General features: G+C 41.8%; 13 protein-coding genes. 5 read left to right on the top strand and 8 right to left on the bottom strand.

What is annotated here, in order from left to right:
• Positions 1 to 144: 144 nt before the first annotated feature.
• A complete protein-coding gene (locus ACT3IB_RS00970) occupies positions 145 to 474 on the bottom strand; it encodes a hypothetical protein (RefSeq protein ID WP_491537146.1) in 330 nt (109 codons plus the stop codon).
• Positions 475 to 741: 267 nt separating this feature from the next.
• On the opposite strand from ACT3IB_RS00970, the gene ACT3IB_RS00965 reads away from it, so the two are divergent.
• Positions 742 to 2,790, top strand: coding sequence for a glycoside hydrolase family 97 protein (locus ACT3IB_RS00965; protein ID WP_491537145.1), 2,049 nt, complete (start codon positions 742 to 744; stop codon positions 2,788 to 2,790).
• An 82-nt stretch (positions 2,791 to 2,872) separates the two neighbouring features.
• On the opposite strand, the gene folD is transcribed toward ACT3IB_RS00965, so the two are convergent.
• From folD to ACT3IB_RS00945, 4 genes are all read right to left on the bottom strand, one after another.
• Positions 2,873 to 3,766, bottom strand: coding sequence for a bifunctional methylenetetrahydrofolate dehydrogenase/methenyltetrahydrofolate cyclohydrolase FolD (gene folD / locus ACT3IB_RS00960; RefSeq protein WP_491537144.1), 894 nt, complete (start codon positions 3,764 to 3,766; stop codon positions 2,873 to 2,875).
• A gap of 90 nt (positions 3,767 to 3,856) precedes the next feature.
• On the bottom strand, positions 3,857 to 5,230 hold the full coding sequence (locus tag ACT3IB_RS00955) for a sigma-54-dependent transcriptional regulator (protein WP_491537143.1): 1,374 nt from the start codon (positions 5,228 to 5,230) through the stop codon (positions 3,857 to 3,859).
• Between the two features lie 7 nt (positions 5,231 to 5,237).
• Entirely contained in the window at positions 5,238 to 6,707 is a 1,470-nt protein-coding gene (gene dacB / locus ACT3IB_RS00950; protein WP_491537142.1) for a D-alanyl-D-alanine carboxypeptidase/D-alanyl-D-alanine endopeptidase, read from the bottom strand.
• A gap of 30 nt (positions 6,708 to 6,737) precedes the next feature.
• Entirely contained in the window at positions 6,738 to 7,208 is a 471-nt protein-coding gene (locus ACT3IB_RS00945) for a PTS sugar transporter subunit IIA (RefSeq protein WP_491537141.1), read from the bottom strand.
• 149 nt (positions 7,209 to 7,357) lie between these two features.
• Between ACT3IB_RS00945 and ACT3IB_RS00940 the strand changes: the two genes are divergently transcribed.
• Genes ACT3IB_RS00940 through ACT3IB_RS00925 form a run of 4 tightly spaced genes read left to right on the top strand, consistent with a single transcriptional unit; the run spans position 7,358 to position 11,349 of the window.
• Entirely contained in the window at positions 7,358 to 8,026 is a 669-nt protein-coding gene (locus ACT3IB_RS00940) for a heme exporter protein CcmB (protein ID WP_491537140.1), read from the top strand.
• Between the two features lie 5 nt (positions 8,027 to 8,031).
• Entirely contained in the window at positions 8,032 to 9,234 is a 1,203-nt protein-coding gene (locus ACT3IB_RS00935; RefSeq protein WP_491537139.1) for a DNA polymerase III subunit, read from the top strand.
• Entirely contained in the window at positions 9,234 to 10,070 is an 837-nt protein-coding gene (dapF, locus tag ACT3IB_RS00930; protein ID WP_491537138.1) for a diaminopimelate epimerase, read from the top strand. Before ACT3IB_RS00935 ends, dapF begins: the two co-directional genes overlap by 1 nt.
• Complete coding sequence (locus tag ACT3IB_RS00925) at positions 10,042 to 11,349, top strand: type IX secretion system plug protein (protein WP_491537137.1); 1,308 nt, start codon at positions 10,042 to 10,044, stop codon at positions 11,347 to 11,349. Before dapF ends, ACT3IB_RS00925 begins: the two co-directional genes overlap by 29 nt.
• Before the next feature lie 80 nt (positions 11,350 to 11,429).
• On the opposite strand, the gene ACT3IB_RS00920 is transcribed toward ACT3IB_RS00925, so the two are convergent.
• The 3 genes from ACT3IB_RS00920 to ACT3IB_RS00910 form a co-directional block, all read right to left on the bottom strand.
• The gene (locus ACT3IB_RS00920) at positions 11,430 to 14,774 is read right to left on the bottom strand and encodes a peptidase MA family metallohydrolase (protein ID WP_491537136.1); all 3,345 of its coding nucleotides are present in this window, start codon (positions 14,772 to 14,774) and stop codon (positions 11,430 to 11,432) included.
• 18 nt (positions 14,775 to 14,792) lie between these two features.
• Positions 14,793 to 16,967 carry a ribonuclease R gene (gene rnr / locus ACT3IB_RS00915; protein ID WP_491537135.1) on the bottom strand — a complete coding sequence of 725 codons (2,175 nt, stop codon included), beginning with the start codon at positions 16,965 to 16,967 and terminating at the stop codon, positions 14,793 to 14,795.
• Positions 16,968 to 17,043: 76 nt separating this feature from the next.
• Positions 17,044 to 21,726, bottom strand: coding sequence for a translocation/assembly module TamB domain-containing protein (locus ACT3IB_RS00910; RefSeq protein WP_491537134.1), 4,683 nt, complete (start codon positions 21,724 to 21,726; stop codon positions 17,044 to 17,046).
• Positions 21,727 to 21,737: the final 11 nt, after the last annotated feature.

Here is a 21,737-nt window from a genome sequence, read left to right as displayed (position 1 = left end):
TAGAAATGGTCTGCAAGTATTGTGGTTCCGGTTTGGGCAAAGATAAAAAAAATGTGGGCGACCTGCTTAACAGAATCCACTAAAGATTAGTCAGCTGGAATCACCCACATCTACTTGCAGGCCAAGCGCCTCTCTATGAAAGACTCATAAACTTTTAATATGCAGTGCATCGATAGCGGTATCCAGCGAGCATATGCCATCGCGATAGCTTTCAACCCAGTACACCACCCGCTGACGGCGGCGGGCGACATAGGGATCGCAACTCGCATATTGCCCCTTCAACTCACTAACCATAGCCGATACATCATCCTTGACTTCCAATTTTAGAGCATCGGGTATATCCCCCCATCCCATCAGATTAAACATATCCTGGAGCTCACGATGCTCTTTTTCTGCCTCTTTTAAAACCTTGCGAAGAACCGGTTCCAAATTAGTATTCAGACGTTTTTGACTAGTTTTAATCGCAGCATTCATAATGGTTTGCTTTGTTTAATTGATGTTCAGTCCTAACTTATGAACCATTAGTGACACCAGTATGTCACCCCTATTTAAACAAAATTACCACGTGCTTACTCTACCGTCATTTTCTTATATCCTATAGTTGTTTTTTACCCCAAAACCATGAATTTTAAACACTTCTCAATAATTACTTTTATACCAACTGTTTACATTATGATGCCTTATTTAAAAGCGCTCTTAGTCGCAATTTTTAGTTCTCTTTTAATTTTTAGTTGCGACATTATGAAAAAGTTATCGACCGTTTCTTCTCCGGATGGAAACCTTTCAGTCACCTTCTCTATCTCTGATTCCGGGAATCCTCAATACACTGTGCAACATGCAGAAAAACAGATTATCGATACTTCGAGCTTGGGATTTGAATTCAAAAACCTTCCTCCTTTAAAAGACGATTTGCAAATCACAAGCGTTGAAAGGCGATCGTTTGACGAAACCTGGAACCCGGTTTGGGGCGAACAAAAGGAAGTCCGAAATCACTATAATGAACTGTTGGTATCTCTCAAAGAAACAGCCTCGCCTCAACGTGTTGTAAATCTCCGGTTTAGGGTTTTTAATGATGGAATTGGATTCCGTTTTGAATTTCCCGCTCAGAAATCGATGGCCGACAGTCTCTTTATTATGAATGAACAAACTGAATTTGCCCTTACCGGAGACCATACCAGCTGGTGGATTCCAGCTGATTACGACAGCTACGAGTATAATTACAAAGAAACGAAGATTAGCGAAATTGATGCCTCAGAATATGCCAGTGAAAACGAGCGCGTCGATCGGCAGATTGATAACTTTAACGCAGCCAATACCCCGATCACCATGAAAACAGAAGGTGGGTTATATCTGAGTTTTCATGAAGCAAATCTGACTGATTATCCCGGGATGACGTTGGGGGTAACGGATGACTTAAAGTTAGTCAGCGAACTTGTCCCCTGGGCTGACGGCACCAAGGTAAAAGCCAAAACCCCGTTCTCTACCCCATGGCGTACTATTCAGGTTGGGAAAAGTGCAGGTGATCTGGCTGAATCCTTCATTCTTCAAAACCTAAATGAGTCAAACAAATTAAAAGACATCTCTTGGATCGAACCAATGAAATACACCGGTATCTGGTGGGAAATGCATCTCGGAAAATCAACTTGGGGTATAGAAGAAGCAGCAGAAGGTTCTTTTGGAGATCAGGGCGGTTCCAAACATGGAGCAACTACTGAAAATGCTAAAGATTATATAAATTTCAATAATAAAGCAGATATTAAAGGGGTACTGATCGAAGGATGGAATACCGGCTGGGAGTATTGGGGGACCGATTCGTTGGGCTTTTTCGACTTTACCACGCCCTACCCCGATTTTGATCTACGAGAAGTCGTTGATTATGCCAAGGCCAACAATGTGGCGCTGGTTGGTCATCACGAAACATCGGGACAAGCTGCCCATTATGAAACCAGGCTCGATACGGCATTCCAGCTCTATCACGATTTGGGCATTCATCATGTTAAAACAGGATATGCCGGAGGAGTTATTCCCAAAGGGGAATATCATCACGGTCAATGGATGGTTCGCCACTACCGAAATGTAGTAGAAAAGGCGGCTGAATATAAGATTGGGATAAACGCCCATGAGCCGATTAAAGGGACCGGCCTGCGGCGCACTTACCCCAATATGATGACCCGTGAAGGAGTACGCGGTATGGAATACAATGCCTGGAGCGAAGGTACTCCTCCTGAACACACCACGATTCTACCTTTTACACGTGTGCTAAGCGGCCCCATCGATTATACACCCGGCATTTTTGATATAACATTTGATGAATATTCCAATGGAGAACAGGTTAATTCTACGATAGCCAACCAGCTGGCCCTCTATGTGATGTTATATAGCCCAATGCAGATGGCAGCGGATTTGCCCGAAAATTATTTTTCGAGTGACGGAGACTTTCACCCAATGTTCCGATTCATTCGTGATGTTGCCGTAGATTGGGATGCCTCTCATGTTTTAGATGCCCAAATCGGTGATTATGTTGTCACTGCCCGGAAAGAGAAAGACAGCAACAACTGGTTTTTGGGCGCTGTAACTGATGAAGAGGAGCGCACCGTAGAAGTATCGCTCGACTTTTTAGATAGTGATAAAACCTACAAAGCTACGATCTATAAAGATGGACAAAATGCGCATTGGGAAGAGAATCCCACATCCTATGAAATTAATACCAAAAAAGTTGACAGCAATACATCACTTGATCTTTGGATGGCTCCAGGTGGTGGTACGGCTATAAGTTTCAAGGTGCAATAATGTTAGCAGCTAAATAACAAAAAGCCTTACCGGACTTCAGAAGTTTGGTAAGGCTTTTTATTTATCAGCAGAAAACCAACTTTCATTCCGGATAAATCGATTTCTTAGCGGCAAGAAGCGTGTTTTTCATCAGCATGGCTACGGTCATCGGACCCACGCCACCGGGAACAGGAGTAATCCAGCTAGCCTTTTCTTTCACGCTTTCAAAATCACAATCGCCCACCAACGTGTACCCTTTATCTTTGGTCTCGTCCGCTACGCGATTGATTCCCACGTCAATGACAACTACTCCTTCTTTTACCATTTCTCCTTTGATAAGCTCCGGTTGGCCTGCGGCAACGACCAAAATATCTGCATCAATCGTATGCTTGGTTAAATCCTTGGTAAACTTATGACAAACTGTTGTCGTTGCTTTCCCCTGTTCACCGCTTTCTTTGTTCAGCAAAATTGAAATCGGCCGGCCAACAATATTGCTGGCTCCAACCACCACGGCATGCTTTCCCTTAGTTGGAATACTGTAATGCTTAAATAGCTCAATAATACCAGCCGGAGTACACGAGCGAAAGCTCGGCTCCCCCACCGTTAACCTGCCAACATTCATGGGATGAAAACCGTCAACATCTTTTCGATAGTCAATTGATTCAATGACGTCATGTGCAGATAAATGATTAGGAAGCGGAAGTTGAACTAAAATTCCATCTACGGAATCATCATTATTCAATTCATGTATGGTCTGTTTCAACGCTTTTGCAGAAATCGTATCGGGTAAACGCATCGTGTCTGTCTCAATACCAACTTCTTTGCATGCTCTCGTTTTGGCCCCGACATATACATCAGAGGCAGGATTATTCCCAACAAGAACTACTTGTAAAAAAGGAGGTCGATTTCCCGCCTCCAACCAATCATCCACATCCCTTCGTACTTCGTCTCGGGTAAATTGTGCAACTTTTTTGCCGTCTATTAATTTTGCTGACATCAGTAATCGTTATTAGATACTAAGATTTATAATTTGTTGAATACATATAGCAGGATACAGTTACAACTAAGTATGTTTTAAATCATATTATCAACGCTCGATATCATATTTCTTCATTTTGTTATACATGTGACTTCGCTGTATGTCAATTGCTTCAGCTGTTTGCGAAACATTCCAATCATTTTCTTCCAGTTTACGAATCAAGAATAATCGTTCGGCTGATTCTTTAAACCTCTGAAAAGTCTCTACGTTATCAGCAAGATCTGTAAAAGTATCACTTTTCTTACCTCCGGATAGCGTCAACGCTTGTACATCTTCTTTGGATATTTCAGAATTATCGGCCAGCAAACCTAACCGTTCAATTCCATTCTGGAGTTCACGGACATTACCAGACCAGTTCTGTTTTTTAAGTTCCTCCAATGCTTCGTCCGTAAAGCTGATTCCCGAAAACATGATATCCTTTTCGGCCAATTTCTGAAGACAATCTTTGGCCAGTAGCGGAATATCATCGCGCCTTTTTCGCAAGGGCGGCACGTGAATGGGGATTACATTAAGCCGATGATACAAATCCTCACGGAATCCGCCGGTTTCTATTTCATCTAGAAGATCCTTATTGGTTGCCGAAATTACCCGTACGTCTACCGATATTTTCTTTGTTCCTCCTACGCGAACTATCGCATTTTCCTGCAATGCACGCAGTACTTTTGCCTGGGCATCAGGGCTCATATCCCCGACTTCATCCAGAAAAAGCGTTCCACCATCAGCCTGCTCAAACTTACCAATGCGCTGGCTGCTGGCCCCGGTAAATGCACCTTTTTCGTGACCAAAAAGCTCACTTTCAAGCAAATCTGCAGGAATGGCGGCACAATTGACATCCACAAAAGACTCAGTGCTGCGATCACTTTTTTCGTGGATCCAGCGGGCCACAAGCTCTTTACCTGTTCCATTCTCACCGGTAATCATCACTCGAGAACTTGTTTGCGCCACCTTCTCGATCGTCTTCTTGATCTTTTCAATCGCATCGCTTTCGCCAATAATTTCGGGGACCTTTGGGAGACGTGACTTTATTGACTTGTTTTCTTCAGACAATCGATGTTGATCAAGCGCATTGCGAACACTCACCAACAGTCGGTTTAAATCCGGGGGTTTCTCAATAAAGTCAAATGCACCTTTTTTCGTCGCTTCTACGGCAATTTCAATATTGCCGTGACCCGAAATCATAATTACCGGAAACTGATGGTTCTCTTCCTTTAGTTTTGAGAGGATCTCAATTCCATCCATACCGTGCATTTTAATATCCAATAACATCAGATCTACATGGTTTTCACCCAACAGATCAAAAACATCCTCACCACTTTCTGCTTCAAGCACGGCATAATCCTCAAACTCGAGGATATCTCGCAGCGAATTCCGGATGCTCTTTTCGTCATCCGTTATTAAAATTGTTGGTTTCTTATCAGACATCGAGCACCTAATATTTTACGTATATATTCTCTAAAATCTGTTCTTGAATGGTATCAACATAAGACGTCTTTTCGGTGTAATTGTTAGTCACAACCGTGAATACCAACGGCTTGCCCGAAATGCCTTCCATGTAGCCGCTTAAGCTACGAACGCCAGAAACATAACCCGTCTTTCCATATAATTTCCCTTTGAGGGGAGATTGGGAAAACCGATTTTCCAACGAGCCGTCCTGTCCTGCTATGGGTAAACTTTTTTTATAAACCTCAAAATGCGGATGATTTCTCATTTCTACCAACAGCTGGTTTAAATCTTCCGTTTTTAACAGCGTAGAAGCCGCCATGCCTGAGGCATCCTGAAGCTCAATATTTGTTGTGTCCATGCTCATGGAACTGGCAAAATCTTTTACCAAACTAATGCCCAGTTCAGTACTACCCGCAGCATCAAAATGTTCAGCAGCAGCTGTTTTAAGCAGCATTTCTGCATAAAAGTTATCGCTTTTTTTATTTAATTGCGTAAACATAGAATCCAAAGGTACCGAGACATGTTCCGCCAACTGTCGATACCTCTGCTCATTCCAGTCTTGAGGCTTACTATCTACGATGATACCACCGCTTAGTTCAATATTTCCATCTTCAAGATATTTTTTAAAAGTATCCAGGAAAAAATGTGAAGCATCATTTATCGAAAGTGATTCTTTTTCCACATATCCCTTGGGTAATTTACTACCCAATACAATGGTATTGGTACCGGGTTTTCGAAGATAAAATTCATCGTATTCCGTATCAGCCGGCGTAATTACCTGATCATTGATAAAGTTTACATAATCTGTATCAAACGGGAACCACTCAATTTCCGGCTTTTCTCCTACGTTTCCCCTTGCATAAACAGTCAGATCTACGGCATTATTATTCAATGACAACGCATTGATCTCTACTCCATAATAGAATGACAAATCTTCCCAGCTCCAACCCTTAGGATAAGGCTGTTGATCAAAGAAAGAATCATTGCCAATCAAGTTGCCGTCAATTTTTCGAATGCCTCTGTCATAAAGCGCTGAAAAGAATTTATCAAATACGTGAAAACGATCATCCCTGTAAAATTCTCCACTTATAGATGGATCTCCAACACCGCGAATGATGATATCGCCCTGCCAAGTATCATCTACCTGTTGTCCAATACCGTACATCTTTGTTTGAAATTGATAACCGGGACCTAATTCATCTAAAATTGCCGCAGAAGTCAATAGTTTTAAATTTGATGCCGGACGTACCAGCTTTTCAAAATTATATCCTTCTAAAATTTTTCCCGTTGTATCACGAACAATAACCGACCAAAAAGCATCTTTAGCCCGGCTGTTTTCTATGGTATTAACAACCTCAGGCGAAAAAATGATTTGCTGTGCCTGCAGTGTACCAACCGAACACAGAAGTGCAAAAAGCACCCCCAAACCCAGACAAATAGATTTTTTTTGAGACATAAATCCCAGCTTTATTGCTTTGTACCAGTTTCAGCCATTCAGGGCAACATGCTCTTCCTTTTTAAAGGCCTCAATTATTTCTTCCGCTGTAGAACAGTTACGAAGTCGTTCCCTAAATTCGGTATTATTCATAAGTCTTGAGATACGGCTCAGCATTTTTATATGCAAATTATTACTTGCTTGTGGCCCAACCAACAAAAAAACCATATTTACAGGCTCACTGTCGATCGCCTCATAATCAACCGGTTCTTTTAAGATGGCAAATGCTGCATAAGTTTGTGTAATTCCTGATGTTTTCCCGTGCGGGATGGCCAGCCCTTTACCAACGCCTGTAGACATAATACGTTCCCGCTCAAAAACAGCATCTCTTATTTCCTCAATCTCTCCATCAGATACCATATTATCTAATGATGATATCATTTTATCCAATATCTCAGCTTTATCTTTGGCTTTCAGGTTTGGTAACACCGTTTTCTCATTTAATAAGCTGAAAATATTCATGCGAATAAATCTATAATTATGTTTTTCTTATGCAGTTCAAATATACTCATCGTTTTTCATCTGTTACAACTTAATTACTCCACCAATTTGAGACCTCGAATTTTGTATTTCGGTTTAATTGTTGGGAACAAATTTTGTAAACTTTGCTGATGGATTTTTTGCAAGGAATATCGGCAGTATTAGCCAAGGATTTACAAACAGAGCTTCGATCAAGGTATGCCATTAATACCGTTCTGGCGTTCGTTGGTGCCGCCCTGTTGCTCATCTTGTTTGCCCTTAATGCAGAACAACTGGCACCTACGCCCAAAAGTGCCCTCGTATGGATTGTCATCCTCTTCGCAGCACTCTCCAGCCTCTCGCGTTCTTTTGTGATGGAAACCGACCGCAAAACCTTTGATCTGCTCCGCATCCATGCTAATGCCTCTGAAGTTTTTGTTGGTAAATTGTGCTATAACTTTCTGTTCACGCTCACTGTAAATCTGGTTACTTTTTTACTTTACATATTTCTTCTGGGTATGCCGATTGCCGATCTGCTTGCATTTATTCTGGTACTCTTTTTCGGAACCGCGGGATTATCAGGCGTATCTACTATGCTTGGCGCCATTGTCTCACAGGCCGATCGAAAAGGGGCCATTTTTTCAGTCCTTAGCATTCCATTACTTTTCCCTCTGATTCTAATTCTTGTGCGAACGACCAAGGCAGCACTTATCGACGGATTTACTGGTAACTATCTCAATGATTTTTGGGCATTGGTGGGTTATGCAGGGGTAACAATTACAGCAGGAATTTTACTTTTTGATTACATTTTTGAAGAATAAAGATCATGATCGACTATAAAGACCTAACATTTAGTTTTGGTGATCGCCGTCTCGTGGGACAAGATTTTGCCCGGGAGCAAATCAATCGCATCATCCACTCTGGCCGCATCAGTCATTCCTACCTGTTTTCTGGCCCTCCCGGTATCGGCAAAACTGCCTTTACTCTTGCTTTTGCAGAACTCATAAACGGCGTTGACCATCTCACTGATTTGGGAGATCAAGCTTTTTCGAAGAAATCATCATGGTTTACACATCCCGATATTCACGTATTTTTGCCGGTCCCTACAGATGTATCCGTTGAGGAATTACGAGAACGACTGGAGCTTTTGCGCGAAGATCCGTACGAAATTGTAGACTTCAGTCTGCGCCCTTCGCTGACCAACGAAGAAAGTACCAAGAACAAACGCGCTTTTTATCCCATTGATTATTTCAGGGAAGAAATTCGTCCCGCTGCCTATTACAAACCAAACGAGGGTGAAAAAACGGTCATCATCATGACCGGTATTGAAAGCATGAAAAAAGAAGCAGCCAATTCCTTTTTAAAACTGCTTGAGGAACCGGCAGAAGATCTAATCTTTCTGCTCACAACCGATAATACAGAAGCCCTTTTACCTACAATCATTTCGCGCTGTCAACACATTCAGCTATCACCGCTAAAGACCAAACAGATTGAAGAGGCGCTTATTGAGCAAGATGGGGTAGACGAAAATGAAGCTGGATATCTAGCCCGTGTTTCGGGCGGTAATTATGCTATGACCCGATTTTTTGATGTTGATACCCTCAAAAGTACGCGTGAAGCAATTATCGAATATCTGCGGCACTCCTATTCGCAGGATGCTGTTAATATTACACAAACAGCTCAAGATTGGCAGAGTCAGGAGAATCTTGAGGGCCAAATTGCCATCCTGAATGTCATGGAAGTTTTTCTACGTGATTTACTTGTTTATCGATCAACGCAAAATAAAGAACTAATTACCAATGCTGACCAACTTGATGTCATTAAAAAATTCTGCGACACCATGACCAATGCCAGGCTTGAGGATATGATCGAACAGGTTAACGAATGCAAGCCGATGGTCTACCGAAACGTACAGCCAAAACTCATTTTTACCTCCCTGGCCTTTAAATTCTCAAGTTTGATGCGTGGCAATGATCCCATTATCAATAAACAAGATTCCTGGAAACACTTACCCGCATTCTCTGAATAATGGATATACCAAACCGCGATATACCATTCACAAAGATGCAGGCGGCAGGGAACGACTTTGTCGTCATTGACAATCGATCTAACTCGTTTACAAAGGAAGAGCTGATTTCACTTGCTCCCAGTATTTGTGCCCGAAAATTCGGGGTTGGTTCTGACGGTATTTTAGCACTGTTCCCCCCGGAACACGACGATATCGACTATACAATGTTTTACCGAAATCCTGATGGCAGCGATGCCGGCATGTGCGGCAATGGTGCTCGCTGTATGGCACTGTTTGCTCACTCGCTGGAATTTGATAAACAGCATCGGTTTAATGTGCATGATCATGTCTATGAAGCTAATGTTTTGGATTCTGATTCGGCTGTTATTCATTTTCCAATGGAAGCATCAATCAATGAAAAAACAGTTGACGGGGAACCTTTGTATGCCATCCATACCGGTACCGAACATGTAGTGAAAAAGGTTTCCAATGAGGAATTAAACCGTGAAGAACAACTTGTTGCCGAAGGAAGCCGACTTCGTTACCACAATCACTTTGAGCCGAAAGGAACGAACGTTAACTTTATCTGTGGTACTGATTCCACATCGCTTAAACTCCAAACCTACGAACGTGGGGTGGAACATTTAACCCTTGCTTGTGGAACAGGAGCTATAGCCTCTGCCCTTGTCTGGCATCATCTACAAAATGAGCGTAGTTCAACCCAAAAATATTCGGTCGAAACCAAAGGAGGTGTATTATCGGTGCATTTTTCATTTGATCCCGAATTAAACTCATATAGCAATATTAAACTCGAAGGTCCCGCCCATTTTGTATTTAAAGGCACTTTTTTACAGTAACATTTTTTCCATTCTGCTGGTATTTATTCTTGTGGGATGTGCTGCCTTGGGCGCCTACGAAAAACAACCGCCTTCGACGACAGAAAGTCATTTGGAAGAAGCATTTACTCTTAACCAACAAAAGGCAACGCCACATGATATTCAAAGTATCCAGCTCCATCCAGAAGAGCAGCCGGGACAAGCTCCCATCATCGAATTAAATTCCTCTCAAAAGCTACTGCTCTCCTTTGATTATTTGGGGACTCAAAGCCGACAATTTCGAGTAACGGTAGATCATCACGATAAAAAATGGAATCGCAGTGGAATCGGGCCAAATACATATTTGGACAGCTTCTCTGAGACAACAGTCCAATCCTCTAATATCAGCTTTGGACAGCGACCTTCCTATTTTCATGTTGAATTTTCCTTCCCAAATAATGAGCTGAAGCCCGCCGTAAGCGGAAATTATCTCATCAACATATATTCGGCTGATGACAATAGCTTGCTCTTTTCAATGCCATTTTTTGTGACTGAAGAAGTTGGACAAATAGAAACAACGGTTGAGCGACTTTTTACCCAGCGCGAAGATAGGCGTCCTCTCGATCAGCTTTTCAGCACCTACAGTTATCCCGACTTTGTAGAATATCCCCAATTTGATTTATCTATGTCCTTCGTACAAAACCAATTCTGGGGTCGAACCAAACAGGTTGAATTTCTGGATACCATTACGCCAGGCCAGCTTCGCGGACAGATTAAGCGCAATAATGCTTTTGTTGGAAATTACGAATTCAAACACCTTGATCTCCGAGATTTTGACATTGACAGCCAGCAGATTCTGGAATATCAACCCGGTGTTACGCCCCCCAGAGTTATTTTGCGCCGGGATGTTCAAAACCTGGATACCAATTCAAACGGGTCCGAAGCAGCTGTTACTAACGGAATACCTGATGATGACCGCAACAGCAACTACGCGGAAGTGGAATTCAGGCTCCAAACAGATGAAAGTATACGGCCTTCATCAGATATCTATCTCGTGGGCCATTTCAACAACTGGATGATCAGTGAACGCAACCGAATGAGTTATAATCCCGATAAACAGATGTGGACGGGACGGGCCCTAATCAAACAGGGTGTATACGCTTATAAGTATGTAATCCTAAGAGATAATCAGGTGGATGATCTTATCTTAGATCAAGGTTTTTTATCGGCCAAGCAGGAGTATTTAACCTTTATTTACTTTAAAGATCCAGACCAAAATTTTGATCGGCTGTTAAAAGTAGATCGTACTGTAAAGCGATAAATACCCTTAGAACTGAATTTTGCAGTTCCTAAAGAAATCCAAATCCACCTGATGACAGAACACCAGGCGGATAAGCATTCTTAAAAGTCTACGCCAATCGTAATATAGTGGATAGGATCACTTTCAAAGCCATCACGATAGTACGGCCAGCCAACATCATAACGGAGCGGGAATCCAAAAAGGATGGTTCTCAATCCAAAGCCAGCACCCATCAAAATATCACCATCATTGACTGGGACGTTGAAGGTTCCATTACCTGTATCAATTACCCGCTGCCTTCTTTCACTTACTGCAAAATTGAGCTCATCATCATTTAAAATCGCCCGTGCAGGCCTGCCTGATCGATCACGATACTCAAATACCACGTCTTGTCCCCAGGCCATACCGGCATCCCAAAACGCGACGCCTGTAAGATTATAAAGTGGTAAAATCGGAATTGGACCCGGAAGTATAGCTGCGAACAAGGGGAATCGAAATTCAGCATTGATCAGTGAAAAACGATCTCCATATATTGCATTATACGGATGACCTCGTAAAGGTAAGGCCGGCAAAGTAAAGAAGGTACTGCCCAACCTATCCGAAGGAATACTTCGTCCTGAATAGCGCGAGTTGATCCATCCCAGCATACCCCCCATGAAGAATGTCTGTGAATCTCGACCAAACGAAGCCGCTCCCGATCCACGCAATGCTAATGAATAGCGAGATCCTAAATTAAAATACTTGCGATAGTCTCCCAGTATAGAGGCAAATTGCAGGGTCTCGCTGGTAATGGGTGGACTACCGGTAATACTAAGTGAATAGCGCGAGCCACCCGATGGAGTTATATATCCGGGCATCGTTTTATCACTGGTGAAAATAACTTGAGGATATGCAAAAGCAGTTGCTTCATTCTGACTGGTATCAGCATAAGCAATACTATAATCCTGTGCTATTCCTATGCCCGACAACCCCACATCGATGCGGCGAAATTTATCAAACGGATAGCGCATGTTTATACCCCCACCGTAGGATCGGAAACGATATAGTTGACCGGAAAAATCCTGGAAATTGCTGGCGTTATGAAAAAAGGTAAATTGCCAGTCAGCTCTTTCTTTCAAGTAAGCATACTGCAGAAAGTACGTACTGTTGCGCAAATCCAGATTTAGGTTTGAGCCAAAAGCTATCTGATGGTTCCCCAGTAAATCACTGAAACGAATTTGTGTGATACCGTACGTTCCATAGGATGTTGAGAAATTACCTCCGGCATAAATAATATCGGTACTGAAACGCAACCGATACTCTCTCGGAATATACCGACCATCGTCAGTTTGATTGCCCTCGAGATTGAATTTTGCCTCATCCATATATTCAGCAACAAAAGCTGTGTCTTCTTCTATTGAGGAGTCGAATACATAATTCCTGAAATCAAAACTATCTTCTTGTTGCTCTTCGGTGGTATCCTGTGATGTAGTATCAGGCTGAGTAGCATTGGTGTCTACATACGCTTCTTTGGGTTGAGGATCAATTTTAGACGCAACAGCATCCGTCAGACTTGTTGAATCAACCGGTTGGGTTGTCAACATTTCTCGAACGTATTTAGTGGCAGGTACGCGATCTGCTTTTGATTCTTCTGCCCTTCTCTTAGCCCACTCATTCGGTTCCAGAGGCCGATCTTTGACACGACTCAACGGAGATTGAATCATAAAAATATCCAAGTAGCCTTCGTTGATAGAGTTCACAGCCAAGCGACTGGCATCAGCACTGATAGACATCTGCATAACGCCAGTCTGTAGGTCAGTGACCGGGGATGAGGTACGATCCTGAAGATCCATCAAGTAAATGTTAGGAATACCGTTTTCATCAGAAATATAGAAAAGCTTACCGTCACGACTGGTTGCAGGCTGGGTTTCATCCCAATTCGGCGTCTTGGTAAGTCGTTGCGCTGTTGAGGAACCAATCTTAACTGAATAAATATCAGATGTATATAAATCATCGTCTATCAACAGGCGTGAGGTGTTCTGCACATTATTTAAACGAACCTGATTGCCTCTATGCGATACAAAATAAAGCGTCTCAGAATCATCGGCCCAAGCAGGTTCATAATCCGAGAATACATCATTAGTTACATTGTTAAATTCCTGTGTTTGTAAATTGTACACATAAATATCCTGATTAGGTCCAATATTCCCATCAAAAGCAATTTTATTGCCATCGGGCGACCAATCAACAGAGCCAATTGCATCTAATTTGGGAAACCTAACCATTCTAACTTTGCCGGTTTCGTAGTCAACAATGGCCAGGTTGTCAGATCCCTTAGATTTACTGGACAACGCAATTTTTTGACCGTCTGGCGACCATGTTAAATTCGGGTTGAGAATATTTAGCTCTTCAAAATTTAGGTTATCCTCCCCTTTGATAACTGTTTTTATTTTTTCACCAGTGATAGCGCTAATTACAACCACATCAAAATAACCCCGCTCATTGGTAATCATCGCAACTTTATCACCCTGCGGTGATACTGCCGGGCTTGTATTATAAGTTCCTGCTTTATCACGCTCGGTTAACAAATCGCCAAATGATGTTATATCCTCCCGGTTGGCAACTTCCGGCAAATACCGCTTTCGATAAAAATCTTGCCAACGTTCCGAGAGCTCTTCCAAACTCAAACCAAGGGTTCTATTTATTGTCACTTCCAAGTTCCGCTGATTATGCAGCGTTTGCATAATCTCGGTAATCTTCGGCCGTCCATATTCCTGAGCAATGTAGTTCCAAACCGATTGTCCCCCTCGATAAGCAAAATATCCGCCAAGCCGTGGAATGGGAGGAAGATAATTATTGATGGTGGCATCGCGGATCCACATGTCGGTATTGGTATCCCAGCCAAGGGAGGTAAACTCAGACATTCCTTCGCTATACCACAAGGGAATTTGAAGTGCATTACCACTCAGCCGCGACTGTACATTACCACCATAAAACATGTCATTCATAACAGCATGTACAAGCTCATGGTGGAGTGTGCTTCTGAATTTTGCGTAGTTACCATCGAAAGGCATGGTGATGCGGTTTTTATATGCATCTGTTACCCCACCGATTCCTTCAGCATCAACAGGCAACGGTACGACATTGGTTTGAGAAAAATCATTATGGGAATCATAAATGATAACCTGAATACGGTCAGCAATTTCATGATCGAAATCTTCACTCAACTGCCGGTAAGCCGATTCCATCGAATAGGCCGTAAAATTGGCCAAATCATAGTTCTTAGTCTTATAATAGTATATATCAAAATGCTCTGACTGCACATAACGCCAATCGAAGTTGTTATACTGCACCCTGTTTTTCCCAAACGAAAAATATTGGGCCTGAGCCTCCTGCATTAAACCGCCAACAAAAGCGGTAAGAAATAACAGTACAAGGAATTGCCGAAGAAGTTGAGATAATTTCATATATGGATACGCATTTAATTAACTACCGTCATCTACCAGTTTTAAATCTATTTGTCTTGCCTTTATATCTGTTTTAACAACTTTAACACGAATTTCTTTCCCTAATTGGTACTTTTTACCATGATTTCTACCAATCAGGCAATGCTGTTTTTCATCATATTCATAGTAATCATCATCAAGATCACTAACACGAACCATTCCTTCACAGTGGATATCTTTTAAGTCAACAAAAATACCACCGTCCATCACACCACTAATGACTCCCTCAAAATCTTCTCCCAAGTGCTCACTCAGGTATTCAACCTGCTTCAACTTAACAGAATCTCGTTCGGCTTCAATAGCAGCACGTTCTCTTTCACTACAATGCGATCCCAGCTGTTTAAGTTCATTATGTGAATAACTGGGTTTTCCTGCAAGATAGCTTTTCAACAAGCGATGAACTAACACATCAGGATAACGTCGAATAGGACTGGTAAAGTGTGCATAATTTTCAAAACCCAGTCCAAAGTGACCAATATTATCAGGACTGTATTCTGCCTTTGACATTGCGCGGAGCATTAAATCATTAATGGTCAACTCCAGTGAAGTATCCTCAATTTGTTCTAATAAAACATTTATTGCTTTTGAACTTACTGTCGGACTATCAATATGGAAGTTGATGCCGATCGGTTTCACATTTTCCTCAATATTCTTGAGCTTATCAAGGTCCGGTTGGTCGTGGATGCGATATAAAAACGGATACAGATCTTTCGACTTTTCCTTATTCGATTGCTTACGAATATCCTCGATATATTTTGCTACTGTTCGGTTAGCCATTAACATGCATTCTTCGATCAACCGGTGTGCAAATAATCGTTCTTTGAGTTTTACATCAATAGGCTTGCCGTTTTCATCCAGCACGAATTTCGGCTCAGGTGTTTCAAAGTTAATACTCCCCTCACGAAATCGTTTATCCAAGAGTACATGTGCTAATTTTGCAGCTGTCTTAATCTGCTGAGAATACTCGCTTTCCTTACCGTCAATAATTTCCTGAGCCTGTTCGTAAGTAAGGCGCTTATTGGAATGAATAACGGTTTCCTCAATAGAATAATCTACCAACTTGCCATTGGGAGCAATCTCCATAAAACAACTAAAAGCCAGTTTGTCCTCTCGTGGATTCAAGCTACAAACATCATTACTGAGCACCTCTGGCAGCATAGGAATTACGCGATCCACCAAATATACACTGGTAGCACGATGTTCCGCCTCATCGTCGAGCACGGTATTTCTCGGCATATAATGAGTTACATCAGCAATATGAACGCCCAGATAATAATTGCCGTTTTCCAGCATTTTAATACTTAATCCATCGTCAAAATCTTTGGCCGTATCAGGATCAATCGTTAACACAACCTCATCACGCATATCACGGCGACGTTCAATTTCCTTATCCGTAATCTCCCGATTTATATCTTCTGCATACCCTTCTACTTCTTCGGGGAATCCAGCCTTAATTTGATTTTCAGCCAATATAGAAAGAACGTTGGCATCATTTGTTCCCTGTTCACCAAGTACTTCTACAATTTTCGCTTCCGGCAGTGATTTGGGATGTACCCAGTCTACCAGCTCAAAAACTACTTTTTCACCGGGTTGGGCTTCACCAATATTGTTAGGCAGTACAAAGAAATCAGTATGAGCCGATTTTTCATCAGGTTCAATTATATAATTCTGTTTACCCTGCTTTTTCAAAATACCAACAAACATACTTCGGCCTCGTTCAACTATCTCAAGAACTTTTCCTTCTTGTCGACTTTTTCTGCCCTTTTTTCCTAATAGTTTTACTTTGACAATATCATCCTGCAGAGCCGTGCCTAGTTGTTTTGAAGGTACCCGTATGTCTTCATCAAATCCTTCAGCGATAAGATAACCAGTACCGCGCCGGCTGATATCCATTTTGCCCACTACGGTATTGCGATCTTTCTTTCCTCCTTCGTCACTGCCATTAGGAGAAAGCTGTATGGCCCCTCCCTTCCGCTTAACAATTAAATTGCGGTCATATAGACTGTTGATAGCATCTTTAAGATGCTGATTGTCTTTTTTACCATCTATCTTTAAAATATTCTGCAAAACGTCGAATGGCAGATTTGCCTCCGGGTTATTCTGCAAAATATCGAGAATAATGTCTTCAAATGTTTCTTTCTTACTTTTTTTCATCTAATTACTAAAATAAACTTTTAAAAATTTCTTACTTCTTCTATTACGTTGCTTCAATTTATGCAACACAAATTTACTATTCACTGTTTGCGGAATCTTTGGCTATTCCAAAAATCCCCTTAATTCGATTTAATAATTCGCGCCAGGTGTTAAACTGAACCTGCGATTCAATCCCTAATCCATCTACATACGGAGTAACATCACCGGCTTGCGGACTCGCTTGCAGGTTACTCAAGGCCTGATCTTGTCGGTGAAATGCCGTCAATGATAATCCCTTTCTAATACGATATGTGGCATTTAAATCACCAATCCGATCCCCCGGGGTACTTTGTCCCCCACTTCCGGTAATCTGACCTTCACGACGGAAAATCAACCGATCGTTATATAGTCGCAATGCAATACCCAAGTCCACTTCATTATAAGCATTTAAATTAAAATCTATATCCAAGCGACTTACATCACTATTAAGTAACGTATTTATTTGATTAGACAGTAGCGAACTCACCTGGTTAGACAAAAATGGATTAACATAGGTAGATCCACGTGTCAGATTCTGGCTTAATGTTGCCGTGCCGCTGCCTATCCCTTGTGTAGGGATAAACTGCCCCGTAAAAAGTATACTGGTGGCCTGCAACAATTTTTGCTGCTCGTCTCGGTTGATTTGATTCAGTGTATATTGCAAAGTTGAATTTGAGGAAAGCTCCATCGTAGACGGGAGCCTAAAATAGTAATTATTTTCAACACTATTAAGCGTTCCGTTAATTTCCACAATTAAATCTACCGGCACCTGCTGACTCCCGTTTTGATTTTGGTCGCTCAAACCATCCTCACTGAGCAATGTTGAAACATTGGGTCGCGCATTGTAAACCGCGCTAATATCTAATCGGGCATTATCTGGGGGACCTTCCCACACAATTGTACCACCGGATTCCAACTCAAGACGACGGCTAATAATTTCACCCGTTACAAACTGATAATTACCCCCATTGATATTGTATTGTCCAAACATTTGTACGTCTTGGTCCTGCATCGTTATACGAAGTTGGCCAGTCCCCTGTGCGGTAAGCACATCTCCTGTAACAGGATCAAAAATGAGATTAACACTTAAATTTTCAGATGCGTTAAAGCGAAGGTCCAAATCAAAACGCTCAGTAAATGTCATCTCTTCGAGAGCTTGCTCTAATGCCTCCTCTGCCCTTTCAGATTCTTGATCAGCACGTTCAATTGCTGGCTTTGTCTTCTTGTATACCTCATCAAAAGAATCAACAAACCGAATAAATTTACCACTTTCTTGCAGCTCAGTCTCCTCAAGCAGCGGAATCGAAACTTCGGAGTCGCTGGTAACCTCCACAGGATTTTCCGTGCGCATGTACATATCAGTATTGGATCCTGAAAGCCTGACAAGTCCCGTACCCGATACATTACCATAAAATGGTACATCCGGATCCATCTTACTATTAAGAAACTGCAAGCGGTTCATATCCAGTGAAAGATCGAGATAGGTAATAGGATCAAAGTCGTTAAGATCTACTGTTCCCCAGATCGTCCCTGTGCCTCCTTTGGTATCCATAACACTGAGCGAATCAAGAACCACGCCTTCATCTCTATTAAACTGTATTGGTCCACTTAAAAAGTAGTTGGTATTTAAAAACTCTGGTCGGGCAAATACATTCTGGGTTTCAAATTGAGAACCGAAATCGTAATCCTCTAAATTGCCCGTAATATAACCCGATCCCGTTGCTTGTCCCTCTACCTCGGCAAAAACATTGTCTGCAATTACTGCCAAGAACCATAGATCAACCTGATCAAAATTAGCATCAAAGTAATATACTGTATCCTGGCGAACTTCTGGGTCCGGTGTTACAACATAACCATCCAATCGTATATCCTGACCTATCCCATCATTTGATTCAAGATAATCTTCGTATTTCGTGCTGTCAGTCAGAATATCAATGCGAGTATCAAACCGCTGTTTTTCGGGATTATATTTGCTGTCGAAACGCACATCACCAATTATGCGGTCGTTCATTCGAAAACGATTCACATTTAGATCACCTTGAATAGTAGGCCGGCTCGTAAGTGATTTTGTAACCAAACTTCCGTTTAATACACCCGCGAAATCAATTCTTCCTTTTATAAGATCCGAAATGCGCTGCAGGTTTATGTCACGTAACGTATATGTAAGTGAATCACTGCGGTTGGGGCTTAACCTACCCTGCAATCTGAAATATTCATTACGATTCTGAAAGCTAAATTGGTCAAAACCCACTTCACCGTTTCGGTAATAACGCACCTGGGGGGTGTACTCGTTTACCCAAGCATATAACTCATTGCCCACAAAAAACTCTTCCACCGATACGGCAATTACCGAATCTGAAAGATTAGATTTCAAGGTCATATTAAATTGTGCATCATCTGATATGGATCCTACATGCTGGGTGAAATAAACGGAATCCTTTTTTACGGAAAGATCAAATGCAGTAGAATCTAAATCGACAGATTCTGTCTTAATTTGCGAGACGTCAGCTTCCCAGTCAACTGAAGAAAATTCACTGAGCGTGCGATCACTCCTAAAACTGGCTGTAAATTGCGTATTTGCGTCTTTAAAACTAAAGTCGTTGTAAGCCAAGGTATCAGAAGTCATCTTAGCCGACAAAAGGAGTCGCGTTCCATCTGTATTTACGTTAAAGGAGACATCCGAATCAGCATAAAGAGTTGGAAATTGAGGCAGATATTTTTTTAGTAACCCTAAATCTTTTGTCTGTAAATCTCCATCTACAACCACATTCTTATCTTGTGGGGAGTCATCTAATAAATCAGTAGTAATCGGTTGGTTCAATAATAATTCGGAGTCAAACCTGTTTTTGAGGTAGGAGCTCCAAAACCTTGTTTGCGAAATTACATCGGACGGTGAAACCTTTCCACTAATATTCAAGTCAAAAAGTGAACTTGTAAGACGAAACTGTCGAGTTGAAGCATCCGGGGAATTTAAATCCATATAGAATTGATGAGCACGTACGGTATCGCCACCGATCACTGACGGAGCTATATCAAGATTCGCTTTGCCCTGTAGGCGCTCGGGATCAAATCCACGGAGCTCCATACTGTAGTCAAAATTCAGGGCGGTCTGTGCCACCTTATTTTCTGCGAAAAAATGAGCCAGGTTTATATTTCCCGCATTTCCTTTTATGGCTAGTCTTCGATCTTCATCATTAAAGTTTATTGATGAAGAACCCTGCAAAAACTCATTTTTATTAGAGTATTCATACTCCTGATTCCAAACCCTATTACTCAGATTTGAGGATAGAACCAACCGGTCAAACCGGTGAGAACCTACTCTGCTATTCGTAAATGTCGCACTCAAATCAGCAGCTGCGTTATCGAGACTAAAACCTTTTCCTTCCAATCTGGCATCAAAATTAAGAGCTGTAGTATCTACGCGCTTAGCAAAAAAGGGAGCGATATCTAACTCCCTGCCAGTAAATGTACCCTTATAATTATAGGGTTTCACAAGCTGTGTCTCCCCCTCAATTTCAAGAGAACCAAGGGTGCTCGAAAGCGAAAAATCACCATTAACCTGTTGTAGTCCGCCTCTGGCCTGGCCAGAAATTGCCAAACTTTGTAGTTCTTTGTTGTTAGGAATAGCCAGCGAATCTAACAACTGGGCAAGGTCCTCATTTCTGAGGTTCAATCCTTCAAATCGTAGCTGATAAGTCAAGTTTTGGCGGTCAAGTATATTTGCAACAAGGCCATTTAAATTGATAAAACTTTCTCCAATACCCAGCTCTGCACGATCTATCCATAAGGAATCGGCAGATCCCTCCGTCCTAATATCAATGCTTAGAGATTTTTCAAGTTCAGGAGTAAACGTTGTAAAGTCAGCGATATCCTGAAGGTCGATATCATTGGAACGTACATCCAGATCATACTGAGCTGCTTTTAATTGTTCTGTTACATCAGACTCTAAAAGGTTAACGCCATCAACCTCCCCATTAAAAACAAATCGTGAATTGCCTAATGTTAAATAAAAAGAATTAAACTCCAGGAAACGGTGATCATTGTAAAGTTGTCCTGATGCTGAAATATTATCGACCTGCAAATTTTCAGGCTCTGCAAAAAACGATTCGATATCCAGGTAGCGCTGCATTTCGCTCCAGTCCACAAAAAGGGAGGCATTTATATTCTTCAGTGAAAATGATGACGGAAGTTCCCCAATTTGATGATCATCTGATTCAGCTTCCAAATGAACATTACCATTTACGATACTTACATTGCGAGCAAGAATTTCGACTCTACTCAGCCATGAGCCGCCATTCAAGCGTTGGCGCTTTTTTGCTTCGGGCCTGCGTTCAAGCAATACCAGTTTTCCATTTTTATCCGATCGGAGATTGACTTCGGGTGACTGCAACGAAAAACCAACAATCGTCAGATTATTTTGAAGAAGTCCCCAAACATCAATTTCACTGTCCGCCCGTTGAACAGATATCAACGTATCTCCGGCGGAATCATTATTGCGCAACAAGGCAACGTCATATAAACTCATTTGAAAAGGCAGAAAACCATCAACGTCCCCAATATTGAGTTCAGCTTTATATGTTTGTTCCACTTGCCGCTCAATACGGTTCGCCAGATAATCTCTGGTTACATCCAGCTGTAAAATACCAATGGCAATACCCGCTAGGATAGCAGCAATAAATAATAGGACAAAGACTATCCTCCAGAAATATTTCCAGCTTTTATATAACCATCGATAAAACACGTGCGCTCAAC

Source organism: Fodinibius sp. GM21 (assembly GCF_058386955.1).
Note: the sequence above shows the minus strand (reverse complement) of the source record. Positions and strands in the feature narration are given on the sequence as shown.

Coding starts and splice junctions, on each gene's coding strand:
- ACT3IB_RS00970 (WP_491537146.1), bottom strand. CDS start 474: ATGAATGCTGCGATTAAAACTAGTCAAAAACGTCTGAATACTAATTTG.
- ACT3IB_RS00965 (WP_491537145.1), top strand. CDS start 742: ATGAAAAAGTTATCGACCGTTTCTTCTCCGGATGGAAACCTTTCAGTC.
- folD (WP_491537144.1), bottom strand. CDS start 3,766: ATGTCAGCAAAATTAATAGACGGCAAAAAAGTTGCACAATTTACCCGA.
- ACT3IB_RS00955 (WP_491537143.1), bottom strand. CDS start 5,230: ATGTCTGATAAGAAACCAACAATTTTAATAACGGATGACGAAAAGAGC.
- dacB (WP_491537142.1), bottom strand. CDS start 6,707: ATGTCTCAAAAAAAATCTATTTGTCTGGGTTTGGGGGTGCTTTTTGCA.
- ACT3IB_RS00945 (WP_491537141.1), bottom strand. CDS start 7,208: ATGAATATTTTCAGCTTATTAAATGAGAAAACGGTGTTACCAAACCTG.
- ACT3IB_RS00940 (WP_491537140.1), top strand. CDS start 7,358: ATGGATTTTTTGCAAGGAATATCGGCAGTATTAGCCAAGGATTTACAA.
- ACT3IB_RS00935 (WP_491537139.1), top strand. CDS start 8,032: ATGATCGACTATAAAGACCTAACATTTAGTTTTGGTGATCGCCGTCTC.
- dapF (WP_491537138.1), top strand. CDS start 9,234: ATGGATATACCAAACCGCGATATACCATTCACAAAGATGCAGGCGGCA.
- ACT3IB_RS00920 (WP_491537136.1), bottom strand. CDS start 14,774: ATGAAATTATCTCAACTTCTTCGGCAATTCCTTGTACTGTTATTTCTT.
- rnr (WP_491537135.1), bottom strand. CDS start 16,967: ATGAAAAAAAGTAAGAAAGAAACATTTGAAGACATTATTCTCGATATT.